12 protein-coding genes are annotated in these 13877 nt (G+C 50.6%); 5 read left to right on the forward strand and 7 right to left on the reverse strand.

Translation table 11 applies throughout. From position 1 onward, the window contains the following. Positions 1 to 310: 310 nt before the first annotated feature. Positions 311 to 2164: an alpha-amylase family glycosyl hydrolase gene (locus tag ACTRXD_RS10810; RefSeq protein ID WP_442431822.1), complete on the forward strand. Its 1854-nt coding sequence runs from the start codon at positions 311 to 313 to the stop codon at positions 2162 to 2164. Positions 2165 to 2192: 28 nt separating this feature from the next. Here the strand turns inward: ACTRXD_RS10810 and ACTRXD_RS10815 are convergent, their stop codons facing one another. The 5 genes from ACTRXD_RS10815 to ACTRXD_RS10835 form a co-directional block, all read right to left on the reverse strand. Next, entirely contained in the window at positions 2193 to 2972 is a 780-nt protein-coding gene (locus tag ACTRXD_RS10815) for a protein-L-isoaspartate(D-aspartate) O-methyltransferase (protein WP_442431823.1), read from the reverse strand. After that, complete coding sequence (locus ACTRXD_RS10820) at positions 2969 to 4348, reverse strand: APC family permease (RefSeq protein ID WP_442431824.1); 1380 nt, start codon at positions 4346 to 4348, stop codon at positions 2969 to 2971. Before ACTRXD_RS10820 ends, ACTRXD_RS10815 begins: the two co-directional genes overlap by 4 nt. 87 nt (positions 4349 to 4435) lie before the next feature. Further along, positions 4436 to 5650 carry a methionine adenosyltransferase gene (locus ACTRXD_RS10825; RefSeq protein ID WP_442431825.1) on the reverse strand — a complete coding sequence of 405 codons (1215 nt, stop codon included), beginning with the start codon at positions 5648 to 5650 and terminating at the stop codon, positions 4436 to 4438. 12 nt (positions 5651 to 5662) lie between these two features. Next, positions 5663 to 6235, reverse strand: a complete 573-nt coding sequence (locus ACTRXD_RS10830; RefSeq protein WP_442431826.1) for an MlaC/ttg2D family ABC transporter substrate-binding protein — start codon at positions 6233 to 6235, stop codon at positions 5663 to 5665. A 268-nt stretch (positions 6236 to 6503) separates the two neighbouring features. Next, on the reverse strand, positions 6504 to 7040 hold the full coding sequence (locus ACTRXD_RS10835; RefSeq protein ID WP_442431827.1) for an Hsp20/alpha crystallin family protein: 537 nt from the start codon (positions 7038 to 7040) through the stop codon (positions 6504 to 6506). Positions 7041 to 7636: 596 nt separating this feature from the next. On the opposite strand from ACTRXD_RS10835, the gene ACTRXD_RS10840 reads away from it, so the two are divergent. From ACTRXD_RS10840 to ACTRXD_RS10855, 4 genes are all read left to right on the forward strand, one after another. Then, positions 7637 to 8062 carry a CBS domain-containing protein gene (locus ACTRXD_RS10840; RefSeq protein ID WP_442431828.1) on the forward strand — a complete coding sequence of 142 codons (426 nt, stop codon included), beginning with the start codon at positions 7637 to 7639 and terminating at the stop codon, positions 8060 to 8062. Between the two features lie 110 nt (positions 8063 to 8172). Further along, positions 8173 to 8553: a c-type cytochrome gene (locus ACTRXD_RS10845; protein ID WP_442431829.1), complete on the forward strand. Its 381-nt coding sequence runs from the start codon at positions 8173 to 8175 to the stop codon at positions 8551 to 8553. A 71-nt stretch (positions 8554 to 8624) separates the two neighbouring features. Next, positions 8625 to 11048, forward strand: coding sequence for a Lon protease family protein (locus ACTRXD_RS10850; protein ID WP_442431830.1), 2424 nt, complete (start codon positions 8625 to 8627; stop codon positions 11046 to 11048). 97 nt (positions 11049 to 11145) lie between these two features. After that, a complete protein-coding gene (locus ACTRXD_RS10855; RefSeq protein ID WP_376753545.1) occupies positions 11146 to 11310 on the forward strand; it encodes an FmdB family zinc ribbon protein in 165 nt (54 codons plus the stop codon). A 112-nt stretch (positions 11311 to 11422) separates the two neighbouring features. On the opposite strand, the gene ACTRXD_RS10860 is transcribed toward ACTRXD_RS10855, so the two are convergent. Then, positions 11423 to 12952, reverse strand: a complete 1530-nt coding sequence (locus ACTRXD_RS10860) for an alpha-amylase family glycosyl hydrolase (RefSeq protein WP_442431831.1) — start codon at positions 12950 to 12952, stop codon at positions 11423 to 11425. 398 nt (positions 12953 to 13350) lie between these two features. Continuing rightward, the gene (rnk, locus tag ACTRXD_RS10865) at positions 13351 to 13773 is read right to left on the reverse strand and encodes a nucleoside diphosphate kinase regulator (RefSeq protein ID WP_442431832.1); all 423 of its coding nucleotides are present in this window, start codon (positions 13771 to 13773) and stop codon (positions 13351 to 13353) included. Between the last annotated feature and the right edge of the window lie 104 nt (positions 13774 to 13877).

Below are 13877 nucleotides of genomic sequence, written 5' to 3' on the forward strand. Positions count from 1 at the left end.
AGCCATGATTGGCCATAACCATCGTGAATAAAAGAAGATGCTCTTCTGGGTTTTGTGTGAGTCAGCCATTCTGTCACGTATTTGCGACCAAAAACGCTACCGGTCATTCCTCCCCTTTGTAAGGGGAGGACTAAGGTGAGGTAGAGTCTCGGATCTTTAGGCATCTTGCTGGCAATAGGAAAATTTGGTCAACAGTTGCGATATGGTGTTTCTACCTCCCCTGCCCCCTCCTTACAAAGGAGGGGGATTGAGAACCGGAATGAGGGTTCGCCCACACGATTTTCTGAAGAGCTAAAAAAAGGAGTCTTTCATGACAGAAAAGAATCTTCAAGAGGTGGACCTGCCTTCTCTCAGTAACCGGGAGTTTTTTCCTTCTCCCGCCGCATGGGAGGATCAGGTCTTATACTTTTTAATGCTCGACCGTTTTTCGGACGGACAGGAAAAAGGCTACAGAAGCAATGACGGGACCGTCGTCCGGCGTGGCTCGACCCCCCTTTTTCAGTCAACCGATGCGGGCAATGCGGATGCATCTCGGTGGAAGACAGCGGGACAGAAGTTTTGCGGAGGGAATTTATCCGGATTGACGAGCAAACTGGGATACCTTGAACGTCTCGGTGTGACCGCCATTTGGATCAGTCCCATTTTCAAACAGGTGAAATTTAAAGACACCTATCATGGCTATGGCATTCAAAACTTTTTGGATGTCGATCCGCATTTTGGTCAACGAGAAGATCTGAGAACCCTTGTCCGGACCGCCCATGCTCACGGGATCTACGTTATTCTGGATATTATCCTCAACCATACGGGAGATGTGTTTCGCTACAATCCCAACCGCTATCGGACCGAACATAACGGGCAGGTCTTCAACGATCCTCGCTGGGATGGCCAACCCTATGAGGTGCAAGGGTTCCATGATCAATTCGGAGAACCCACTCTCCCCTTCCAACAACTCGACATCGCAAGCCATCCTGTCGCCTGGCCGAATGGTGCCGTCTGGCCACAGGAATTCCAAGACCCTCAGGCCTTTACCCGAAAAGGCCATATCACCAATTGGGATTTCTCACCTGAATTTCTTGAGGGGGATTTCCTTGACCTGAAAAATATCCAACTCGGTTCCGGCGGCGTCGATCAGTATCAGCCGTCAGATGCCCTTAAGGCCCTGGCCGAGGTCTACAAATTCTGGATTGCCTTTGCAGACGTCGACGGGTATCGGGTGGATACCGTCAAACATATGGACCTGGGAGCGAGCCGGTACTTTGCATCGGTGATCCATGAATTCACCCAATCCATCGGCAAAGAAAATTTCTATCTCATTGGAGAAATTACCGGGGGCAGAACCCGCGCGTTTCAAACGCTGGAAACGACGGGCCTGGACGCCGCACTTGGCGTCGACGACATCCCGGACAAAATGGAATACCTCGTGAAGGGCTATCGCAATCCGGAGGAGTATTTCCAGTTATTCCGGAATTCCATCCTGGTTCAGAAAGAATCCCACGTCTGGTTTCGCAATCGGGTGGTGACCCTGTTTGATGATCATGATCAAGTGCGAAAGGGAGAAAACAAAGCCAGGTTTTGTGCTGATCCTGCCGGACCGGACGGACTCGTGAATGTCCTTACGCTGAACGCTCTCACGATGGGGATCCCCTGCATGTATTATGGCAGCGAACAGTATTTTGACGGGCACGGCCAGAGTGATCAATTCATTCGCGAATGTATGTTCGGAGGAGAATTCGGCGCATTTCAAAGCCATCAACGGCATTTTTTCAATGAAGAGAGTCCGGCATACCGGCAACTCGCCATCATATTACGCCTTCGACGTAACAAGCTTGCGTTACGACGGGGTCGACAATACCTAAGAGAAATTTCCGGAAATGGGGTCGACTTCGGGCTGCCGCGCATGCTGGGTGGGCAGATTCGTTCAGTGGTTCCCTGGTCCAGGATTTTCAATGACCGGGAAATTCTCCTGGCGATGAATACCGACTATGCTGCCCCCCGAAGTGCCTGGGTGACGATTGATGACGGACTGCATCACACCGGCCACACACTCACGTGTCTCTATTCAACCAATGCGGGACAGATCGGTCAGGAGACGACCGTTGAGTCGAGAAATGGCAAAGCCGTCGTGCTCACCCTTCCGGCTGGCGGATTGGTCATCTATGAGTGAAGAAGGTGGTCAACGGAAGTGAAGACCGTCATGGCCCGGTTGCGGGAGGATTCGTTAAGGCTTCGCCCGTCATGGGCACAAACACCACCGGTAACAATTCGGTTTCCTGATATCCCTCCTCTGTGCGACGAATCAACAGAAGACGTTGAGGGTAGTCTCCGACGGGAACAATGAGACGTCCGCCGATTGCCAGTTGGTCTAAGAGTGGTTCGGGAATATGGTTCGGCGCCGCCGTCAGAATGATCGCATCAAACGGGCTTTCGTCCGGCCATCCTTGATAGCCATCACCAGCCCGTACAATCACATTGTCATATCCAAGTTCTGCCAGGGTCTTTTTTGCCTCCGCAGCGAGTGGTTCGACTATTTCAATGGTGAACACTTTGGAAACCAACTCCCCCAGGATGGCAGCCTGGTACCCTGATCCTGTTCCTATCTCAAGGACTTTTTCATCCGGCTTCAACTTCAGGGCTTGCGTCATATACGCAACAATGAACGGCTGAGAAATCGTCTGCCCATAGCCGATGGAGAGTGGAAAATCTCCATAGGCATCTTTAGCATGTGACTCAGGCATAAACCGGTGCCGGGGAACCCGGCGCATGGCCGCGACAACGGCTAGATCGGTGACACCCCCCGCCACGATTTGGGTATCCACCATCGAATCCCGTTCAACCTGTCGTGAGTGATTATTTTGTTGGGTCATAGCCTGATTTCCATTTCCACATCCGGACAGAATAAACCATACTCCACCAAGTATCACAACAAAGGCAAGTGGATGTATTTTGCTCCTGAGTGTGATCGCTATCTTCATGTGGCCCCAGATTCTCCATTATGCTTTCTCATCAGAAAGTACAGGGGAATACCAGCACTCAGGGTCAGACAGGCCCAAAGGGTTTCAACCGGTTTTTCCACACTCAGAAAAAGCATGATCACTCCGGCAACCAGGATATAGCCAACGGGCAAGACAGGATAGAAGGGAACCCGGTAGGGACGAACGAGTTGCGGACGCCGTTGACGAAGAATAATGACGGCCCCGACTGTCAGCGCTGTGAAGGCAGTGATCACCATTCCGCTGTAAATTACCAACTGCTCAAAGGTTCCTGAAAGCACTAATACGGTGACCCATAGACTTTGGAGAACAATGGAACGAACCGGGGTGCCATGATGGTGTTCCGTATCCGAAAAGAAGGCCGGCAGAAACCCGTCTCTGGCCATGGCAAAGTAGACCCGCGGCCCGGTCCATATCATGGCGCTCACCGCGCCGGCGATGGAAATGCACAACATGATAGTGACAAATTGAGCGACCGCCTGACCGAACATTCCCACCGCGACTTTTTCCGCCACCGGCATGAGCGGAGGTGCGGCCAAAGCTTGAATCGGTAACGCGTAGAAATATACCACGTTCAGCACCACATAGACCGTGCCAACCAGCAGGGTCCCGCCTATCATCGTACGGGGAATAGAACGGGTCGGATTGAGTATTTCTCCTGCAATGTACCCTGCGGCATTCCATCCCGAATAGGCATAGGTCACAAAAATAAAGGACACCACCAGGGTTCCCAGTCCGACATCCGGCTTTTCTGAGGGCAGGACCAAATGTTCCCAATCTCCATGGCCTACCCTGAAGGCTCCAACTATGAGAAGCAGAATTGCTCCAACTTTTAAGACGGTGAAGAGCTGTTGAAGGAGTCCGCCAGGGCCAACGCCTGCCACATGAACCGCAGTCAGACTCCAAATCAAGGCAAGGGCAAATCCCTTTATCGGGAAAGTGGAATACGGTTCAGTCGGGGCGAGTTGGACCACATAGGAGGCAAATCCCATGGCGCCTGCGGCAATGGCGGCTCCAAAGCCCACGGTAAATGAAGCCCACCCACTCAGGAATGCGAAAAAGGGATGGTAGGCTTCCCGAAGATACACATAGTCTCCCCCGACAAAAGGGAATGCGGCTCCCAGCTCGCTGTAACACATCGCCCCCATGAGAGCCAGTAACGCGCCCGCTCCCCATACCAGAAGAATCATCCACGGATCTCCAAGGTCTCGGGCCATAAAACCTGTCGTGGTGAAGATCCCAGTGCCGATCACACTACTGACCAGCACACACGTCGCCGTAAACCCGCTAATGCGACGGGAACCTCCTTCCAAGGTTCCGTTATGAAGTGAGCATTCTGCCAATGTGTTCTCAATCAATCATGCATCCTGCCAGGTAATAGAATCTCTCTGATTAGCATGTGATCTCGTCGCGTAGACACCATTTCGATATTTTCATGATGGCCGTCAGCATATCCGGAATTGCCCTTTGGCCAGATCCTCGCAAAAATGTTCCATGTCGGCCAGCTCCTGCTTGATCAGGGCTTGGACCTCTCCCGAGATCCGCTTTAGTGAAAATCCCTTCTTTACCCCGACCTGAGCTGAGACAACCAGTGGTTCGTTCACCGGTGCACCGATCCGACTAACCATCCACACGGTGGCATCACGCACTCCGGGTATCTGTGCGTACGCCTTCAGAGCGAGTTCACGAGCCCACACATTATAAATTTTCCCAACATGACTGACGGGGTTTTTCCCGGCCGCGGCCTCCCCGCTCATCGGTCGATTCAGCGCGATGACCCCGGAAATCCGGTTCCCCCGCCCCACCTGTCCAGAATCTCCCTGCTCGGCGGATGTTCCCAACAGCGTCAGATACATGCCCTTTAGTCCTTGGCCAGGGCGATCAAGGGCATTCATGATTACCTCCACTCGTTTACAGGAATGAGGTTGCTCATGAATAAAGCGCTGCACATTCTGAAGGGCCTTCGCCTTTCGAGCAAAATAGGTTTTTTCTGTGGTGATCCGTTTGGCAAGAAACGGCATGGCCACCGTGAGTGACAGTATCCGGTCCATTCGAACGGCCATGACTTTGACGTCCTCACCGGTTTCCGGAAACGCCCGCTTAAACCGTGGCCCGTTTACATACTGTTCAAGGTCCACCACCAATTGCTCTGTGGAAGTCAGCGGGGCATAACCGACTCCGGCTGAAGTATCGTTCGCAGGAAGCAACCCCGATCCCTGTTCAAAAATCGCCCCGAGTTCAGCGGAAGTCGGTTGCAACTCAACTTGATACCTCATATGGGTATCAGGATTCACATGGGGCAAATGGCTCTTGATCCACGTTCGCGCCGTCTCAACGGCGATGTCAGACACGGGGATCATTTTTCCCGGAACACCGGAAGAAGCCCGGTCCCCAAGAATCAGACGCATCGGATGGGTGACACGACCACCGCCCAGATGCAATTTCACCTGACCCGCCACCAACAGGCATTTATCGATATTATGGTGCAAAATGCGCCCAAAGGTTTCTTGATACGCCTTGGACAATTGAATGGAAACGGCTTCAGCAATGGCATCACAAATTGTATCGGGATGCCCTCTGCCTTTCCGTTCGACAATTTCAAGAGGTTGCGCGTCGACGGGCACGGCCGGTCCCTGGTGAATCAGAATACGCGTCTTCATCCTAAGCATCCCTCAGGGAGCCGTGATGTCACCGGACTTGTCTCGCAAGGTCTTCACCAATTCTTCATAGGAGGAATCCCGAATAATGCGGTCGAATTGAACCCGGTAATTTTTCACGAGACTCACTCCATCGACCACCACATCGTACACCCGCCAGTTGCCATCATTCAGAAGGAGCCGGTAATCGAGAGAGATTTCCGTTTTGTTTGACGCAATGGTGGTCTGCACTTCTGCAAAGGAGTCTTTGAGCCGTTCCTTGAGATACTGGACCGTTTCTCCGGAATAGTTCTCAATTTTTCCCGCATAGGTTTTCGAAAGAAGCGTTTGAAACAATGTGGCAAATTCTTGATGTTCCGCCTCACTTCGATTTCTCCAATGCGCGGCTAGTGATCGTTTGGCCATCTCTTCAAAATCAAAATGTTGTCCAATAATCTCCTCCAACAATTGCCGGCGATAGGTCGCTTGATCCGGCTTCTTGAGACCTTCGTCGCTCACCAAACGAATGACCTCATCGATAGTGCCTCTGACCACGCCGGTTGGAGAATCCACACCCAGGACACCACCCGGCCAACACAACACTCCCATCCCAAGAACCACTCCTACAGTAATCGCGTTAACGCTTGAATATCTTCTAATCACAACGAAAATCTTCAGTTTGCCGAACACCCGGACCCCTCTGCAGTAAATGGTTTTCTGAAAACCCGGTTCTCTCAGTTTCGAAGAGGCGTGAAAAACCATTGCATCACGACCTTACCGCTGTCGATCGTTTTTTGACGCTCCTGGGACGTCGTTCTTCTCCAGGAGCGCCTCTCAAACGCAGATTCTGACCGATCCAAACACGGGCAGATTGCCACTATTCAATTTTTACGGTGACATGCCGTTTTTTGGCATCTTCGGTCTTGGGCAGCTTAACTTCCAGAATCCCATCCTTAAACGTGGCCTTCACTTTGTCCGCTTTCACGGCACAAGGCAATTGCAGACTCCTGGAAAAAGACCCGTAGGCTCGTTCGGAGTAAGTATAGTCTTCCTCCTTAACCTCCTCTTCTTTTTTCTTTTCTCCGGAGATGGTCAGCATGGAATCCGTCAGATCAATCTTAAGGTCTTCTTTGGAGAGACCTGGCACTTCGGCCTTCAGCACCACTTCCTCCTTCCCTTCGTACAAGTCGACGGCAGGAACCCGCACGTGCAATGATTCGCCCAGCAACGCTCGTGACGGCCGTAACATACCAGGCATGGATGGCCATAACCCTGAAAAGGGACGCCCCCAAACTTCCCCCATCATTTGCTCCATACGGTCAAGCCACCGGTCAAATTCTCCTCGACGCGCCAATTCTCCTTTCTGAACCGGAGCGACTTCCTTTTTGTCCTTTTCCACTACTAAATGTGCCATCACAAACCTCCTTTGAGAAAAGAATAATTCCACACACTTTCCTGCGAGTGATGAAATGCAACTTATATACCCTGCTTGACGATTGGCGGGGATGAGAAAAAAAGCTGTCATGCCCGCCAGTATTCATCAGACATCCCTCAGGTCTTCATTGGGAATGATTCACCGCTGGCAACCGGCGGGATGACGAGAGAGAGATTGCCCATAAAGGCATGAGGCTTGCTTCAACTCAGGTAGAAGCAAAGATTCTGATTTCATGGTGCTTACGGAAACAATCCCATGCACACGTTTCAACCATCACAAGACAGAGGCCAACACATGAAACAAGATAACGTAGAACGGCTAAAGGTAAAAATTTGTGGAAAATCAATCGAGTCTGTTGAGCCATCCAGATGGTCCGGGGAAGTCAAATCTCTCATGAAGAATCAAGAGTTTTTATCCATCACCTTAAATGACGGAACAGTTCTGGAGGTTGGAGGGTTGTATATTCGAGATGGAAGTCATACCTGATTTTGTCTCAAACCGTTTAAATTTTCATTCACTCCATCCGTGTGAAAAGACTTTTGTGGGGTTATGAGTGAAAGAGAGAGGAGGAACACATGGGTCTTCATGCGGTCGCCACAGTCGGCCTCAGAACAATCCAACAAATCGCCACACTCCATGATTTCCGTTTTCATCAGGATCAGAATGGATTGGCCATTACACAAAAACTTCTCACATCTTCCTTACCAGGCGCGCCGGTTGTCGATCCTAACGGGCACTGCGTTGGGTTCATCAGCCAATTTGATGTGCTGGCCGTGCTGGAAGCAGGGCGGGATGTCAGCCAATTAACGGCAAAGGAAATCATGGTGCCGGACCCTCTCGCTATTCCTAATTCCACCACATTAGCGGAGGCTGTCAAAATCATGAAAGACCATCATTTTCTGGTACTTCCAGTGGAGGATAATGGTGTGGTGATAGGATGCCTGACCCGGCAGGACCTTTTACGGGCATGGGTAGGTTTGGGATTAGAGCAAAAAGACTAAGTGAAAATTGAGCACACGAAAAGTGTTGCAATTTGGGTCCATGGAAAAGGGAAGAGGTGTTGCAAGATGCGACAAAATCGCATTTCCATGAAACGTACTGGCTTCACCCGATGAAAAAAGAACAAGACCCTCTCAGTCTGGTCATATCCGTTATCAGTTGTGTCTGCATCGTGTTATGGCTTGGAGGAGTCCGGGCTCAGCAGACCACTATGATCTCTGCGGGAGAAACAATTTATCGTCTGCATTGCCTCCGGTGTCATGGGAAGGCGGGCGACGGAAAAGGACCGGATTCATCCGCATTAATCGTGCCCCCAACAGATTTCCATTCTCCGGAATCCACCGCCAAAAGCGAGTTAGACCTTCGTGCGATCGTTATTTGGGGCTTGGTCTTTAGCCCCATGCATGGTTGGTGGGATCGATTGAGTTCAGAGGAGATTCGGGAGGTAATCGGCTATATCCGGCAATTAGCCCCCTATCAGCCCAGGATCTAAAATTGCAGTCGAGGAGAATCCAAAGTTCAAAAATAGCCTTCACACACAGTCGCTAGGAAAACTAAGGCAACATGGACGAATTGAAAATTCCTTTTTCACAGTTAGCTCCAACCATCGACGTGGATAGCTTGGGGTTTAGCGACACCACCGAACTGCCGCCCCTGGAAACACCGCTCGGCCAAGCCCGGGCCATTGGAGCCTTGGATTTCGGGCTGAATATAAAAAGCCACGGATTTAATATTTATGCCTCAGGGCCAATTGGTACCGGTAAATGGGCGATCATTCAAAAGCGTGTCCAACACGTGGCCTCATCCATGTCTGATCCTCCCGATTGGTGTTACGTCTATAATTTCCTGGAGCCGTCTTCCCCCATCTGCCTGTCATTTCCTGCCTCCAAAGGACGGGAGTTTAAACAGGCCATGAGTTTCATCATTCAAAGTCTTCAAAGAGATCTGCCCCTGGCGTTTGAAAGCCATAAATATTTAGATGCCAGAGCAAAAATCATTGAAGAGCGGAATGAAAAAAAAGAGGCGCTCTTCAAACAAATCAATGAAGAAGCTGCCACACGTGGATTTGGCTTCAAAGAAGATCCGGTAGGATTCAGTCTCGTGCCGATGCGGAATGGAAAACCGTTACGGGAAAAAGATCACGACACGTTAACCGCGACCGAAAAAGATACCATATCCGAACAGGGAAAGATTCTGGAGGGCAAAATCCGTGAATTCCAAGCCCAGGTCCATGCCTTGGATCATGAAGCCGACCATCAACTCGGTGAAATGGATCGTCAGGTCGTCAGAGCCGTCATGCACAACCGCTTTGCCGTCCTTCGAGACCATCATCAATCCCTCCCTGATGTGTTGGAATATCTCCAAAAAGTCGAAGAAGATATTGTCGCCAACTACAAGGATTTTTTGCCGCGCGAAGGTCCTCAATTGGCACTCATAGGTTGGGATGCACGCGATCGCAAGCCCAATCTCGGCCGCTATGAAGTGAACCTCCTTATCGAACATGCCCAACATTCCGGGGCTCCCATCATCGATGAGCCTCATCCCACCTATGCGAATTTAATCGGGAAAATTGAGCGAAAGGCGCATTTGGGCGTGGTCTATACCGACTTCACCGAGATCAGAGCCGGTTCCTGCCTGCGCGCAAGCGGCGGTTTTTTGATGATGAATGTGTTAGACCTGCTCCGTCAGCCCTTCTCCTGGGAAGCGCTCAAGCGGGTCATAAAAACACGTTCGGTCAACATTGAAGATCCCGGAGAGTATTTTGGTTTTGCGACAACCGGCCTTAAACCTCAACCAATTCCCACTGACATCAAAGTCATTTTGTTAGGCCCTCCCCACATTTTTGCACTTCTGCAAGGGTATGAACAAGATTTCTCAAAGCTGTTCAAGGTCAAAGCCGACTTTGAAGTGGATATCCCTCGTGATACCAGCCAGGATCAGCTCTATGCCAGTTTCATCGCGCAACTCTGTCGTGACGAAGGGCTTCCTGCTTTTGGAGCTGACGCTGTAGGTGAAGTGATCCGGCACAGCCTTCGTCTCGCCGAATCCCGCGATCGGCTGTCATTGCTCCTCAGCTTGATCAGTGATGTGATTCGCGAAGCCGCCTATTGGGCCAGGCAGGATGGCCGGACATTGGTGTCGAACACGCACGTGAAAACGGCTCTCGACAAGAAACGTCACCGCACCAATCTCTTAGAAGAAAGACTCCAGGAGGAAATCCAGGAAGGCACGCTGATGGTTGACCTGGAAGGCGAGACGGTTGGTCAGGTCAACGGCCTGTCCATCTATCAGCTCGGAGACTATGCCTTCGGACGTCCCTGCCGGATTACCGCGCGCACGTTTGTGGGTAATGAAGGCGTCATCGATATCCAACGTGAAGCCGAACTGGCCGGGGAAATCCACAGCAAGGGGGTCATGACCCTCGCGGGGTTTCTTGGTGGAAAATTCGCCGAGCTCCAGCCATTCGCCTTAAATGCGACCCTCACATTCGAGCAAACCTATTCGGAAGTGGAGGGAGACAGCGCTGCCGTTGCCGAATTAGTCGCCATTATATCGAGTCTGGCAGATGTTCCTGTGCACCAATTCCTCGCGGTCACCGGATCGGTGAATCAACTGGGAGAAATTCAACCCATCGGGGGCGTGAACGAAAAGATCGAAGGATTTTTTGAATCCTGCAAAAAACGTGGATTGAAAGGAAAACACGGGGTGCTGATTCCCGCAAAGAACATCCGCCATTTGGCCCTGCATCATGAGGTGGTGGATGCAGCGGAGGCAGGACAATTTACCGTATATGGGGTGCATACCATTGAAGAAGTTCTCGAGTTACTCACGGGACTGCCTGCGGGAGAAATTCAACCGGAGGGACAGTATCCTCCCAACACCATTTATGGACGCGCGGCTCAACGCTTAAGTGAAATGGCTCACATTGTCGCAGAGTGGGGCGACCGCCGTTCTCTGGAAACCGTCCACGGTTCCAAGCCTCCGTGACCCAGGAGGGGTAAATGAGTCTGGATGAATACAAATGTTCGAACACCCGCAATAAACTTCTCCCGATTGTGCGGAGAACCCAAGAAGGAGGATCGTCATGCCTCTGTATGATTACAAATGTCTCAAATGTGGCAAGGAATGCCTTCTAGCCCTCACGCTGAAAGAACATGAAACCGGGGCCGCAACATGTCCCTCATGTGGAAGCAAAGAACTAGAGCAACTGATCACAAGCTTTATTGCAAGAACCAGTTCGAAAAGTTGACGCCTTCAGAGAAAGTTGGGTGCCGGGGCAAACCCCTTGGCCCGAAAATTTGGGGTGGGGTCACGAAATGAATTGATACACAATTAATCGTTCGGAGGGTATTGTTATATTTTTATTTCCAAATTCCCCCTTTTTTTTTCTCCATAGAAAAGATATGGCAACCGAAAGGATCGAGACGGACGTACAATCCGCTTTGGATGAGATCCTCTCCCCTACCCTCAAAGGATAGATCGTTGAACTGGTCATACAAGGTGTAGTCGGGGGAGGTGTGCGATTCCATTCCCAGCGCTCCGTTCAGGCGAATATACGCTTGGGCAACCATGGGACTCAGGTTCACCGCGATGAGTCTCCAATCCCGGTCGGTTATCCATTGATACGCCACGACATTATTGAAAGAATCGTCGCCGGCAGAAAGCACAGTGAGCATAGCCCATTTCCCGGCGTGAAATACGTCTTCATTGGTGATCGCCAGAATTCGGTCATAAAACGCGACGGTCGCTTCATCAGGGGGTTCGTCCTGGGCTCGACAGAGTTGAACCGGAATCCGAATCCGTTTTCCAGTGAGTTGCCCTTGATGATACAAACGCATGCCCGGCAATGTGGCCATCAGGACTCCGACCGCAGGGAGACGGACGTTACCAAACGCCACAGCACTTCTCGGCTCATCGTGATTTTCCAAAAACCGCACAAGTTTGCTTTGAAAGATCGTATCAGCCTGAAGATGCAGGGCGACCTCATGTGGAGTCGAATGTCGAAGCCGGTCATACAATCTTTTGTCGTAAGTAAAGTGAAAGCCAAGTTGTTGAAGCTTCCATTCCCGATTCCAATATACCTCTGCAATCCACATAGAATCCGGCAGGAGGGAGATGGCTTCTGTCCAGAACTCCCCGGAAGGGAAGACCTCGCCCTTCACATGATTTTCCCACGTCTGTGCAAACACCTCATTGAGCACCAACATGGCCATATCACAGCGAACGCCATCACAATAATTGGCAACTTGTTGCAATTCACGAATCAGCGCCTTACGGGTATCAGGATTGAAGTAATCTAATTGCGCGGTGTCCGTCCATGCAGGGCAATTGGGATCCTTGCCATGTGCCAGATATCGAATGCCTTGTGATGTTTCGATGGGAAAAAACCGGGAAGGAAAATTTGTGACATCCCTGGAGGTTCCTTGAACATAATACTCCGGATGTCTGGTGGTCCACTCATGATCCAATGCGGTATGATTGGGCACAAAATCCAGAATCAATTTGATTCCGCGGTCATGAAGTTTTTCCAATACGTCCTTCAATTGCTCCCAGGACCCCAGCTCAGGATCAGGCTGATACGCCCGAATGGCATAGGGGGAACCCACAACCTCGTATTCCTGCCAATCGGGAAGCGCTTTGGCGTATTCCTTCTGTAAATCAGCATGTTGCCTTGCAATCCGCCGGCCCAGAGGACTGCGCTCCCATAGGCCCATGAGCCACAGACAATCAAATCCCTTTGCCTGAAGCTCATCCCATTCATAATCAGGCACATCACCAAGACGTATCGTTCGGTTCATTTTCTGAGAGAGGTCATGCAACCACACCCAGGTATTGATTTCATAAAGATGCGGGTGTGAGCGAGATGAAAAAACCGAAGATTGCGGTTTCATAAGATTCCATCCCTCCGTCTCATTCAAGTTGACTGAGGGATTCTACACGATCAGGGATTTAATGACAGCGGCAGTGCTCCCTGCCATAAAGGTATGGGAGGAAAGGCACGAAATCCAACAGACAAACCGGACGGTCCCTTGAATAAAAAATCCATTGTGAACAGATCGGGGAGCAAGGATCTCTTCATAAATGAGACACCTTCCATCATGATAACCAAAGCATATTTCCCGGAAGATCTACTCGATAGGAAAGATGTTATTGGAAATTCTATCCCTCGTGATGACCGACAGCATGAATCATAAAACATTCCTCCGGTCCGGTTCAGCTCATCGTTTTTTTAGGTCTTTATCTTAACACGTTCCATGTGGTTCATGTGAATGGATAGAGCACGGAAAATTTACAGATGGAAATCTCCCGCCGCCTCAGGTTGGTAAAGAATCTCTTCAATTTTTAACTTCCTCGTCCCAATAGGGACCTGCCATTCAATACTGTCCCCGACCCTATATCCGAGAATGGCCGTTCCAACCGGGGCCAGAATAGAAATCTTTCCTGTCGCCGCATCCGCATCACGCGGAAAGACCAGCGTATACACCAGTTCTTCCCCTTTGCTCATGTCTGTTAACCGGACGCGTGAGTTCATCGTGACGACATCAGCTGGAATATCCTTTGGGAGAACGATATGCGCCCGATCCAATTCTTCCATTAAGCTTTCCAGATGAATGCTGGTACTTTTGCTACCTTTGAATGTTTGCCAAACTCCTAATAGTTCAGTGAGTCGATTCAGGTCGAATTCCGTAATATAAATGTCTCGGCGGTCCATCGCATGACTCCTTAAAAGATCAATCAGGGTAAACGAAAAATCTAGGGCATCCACATGAGAGAGAATACCACAATAATCTAGGCGGTCGAATTGTGGTAATGGAG

Source organism: Nitrospira sp. T9, from assembly GCF_052156535.1.
Lineage (GTDB): Bacteria > Nitrospirota > Nitrospiria > Nitrospirales > UBA8639 > Nitrospira_E.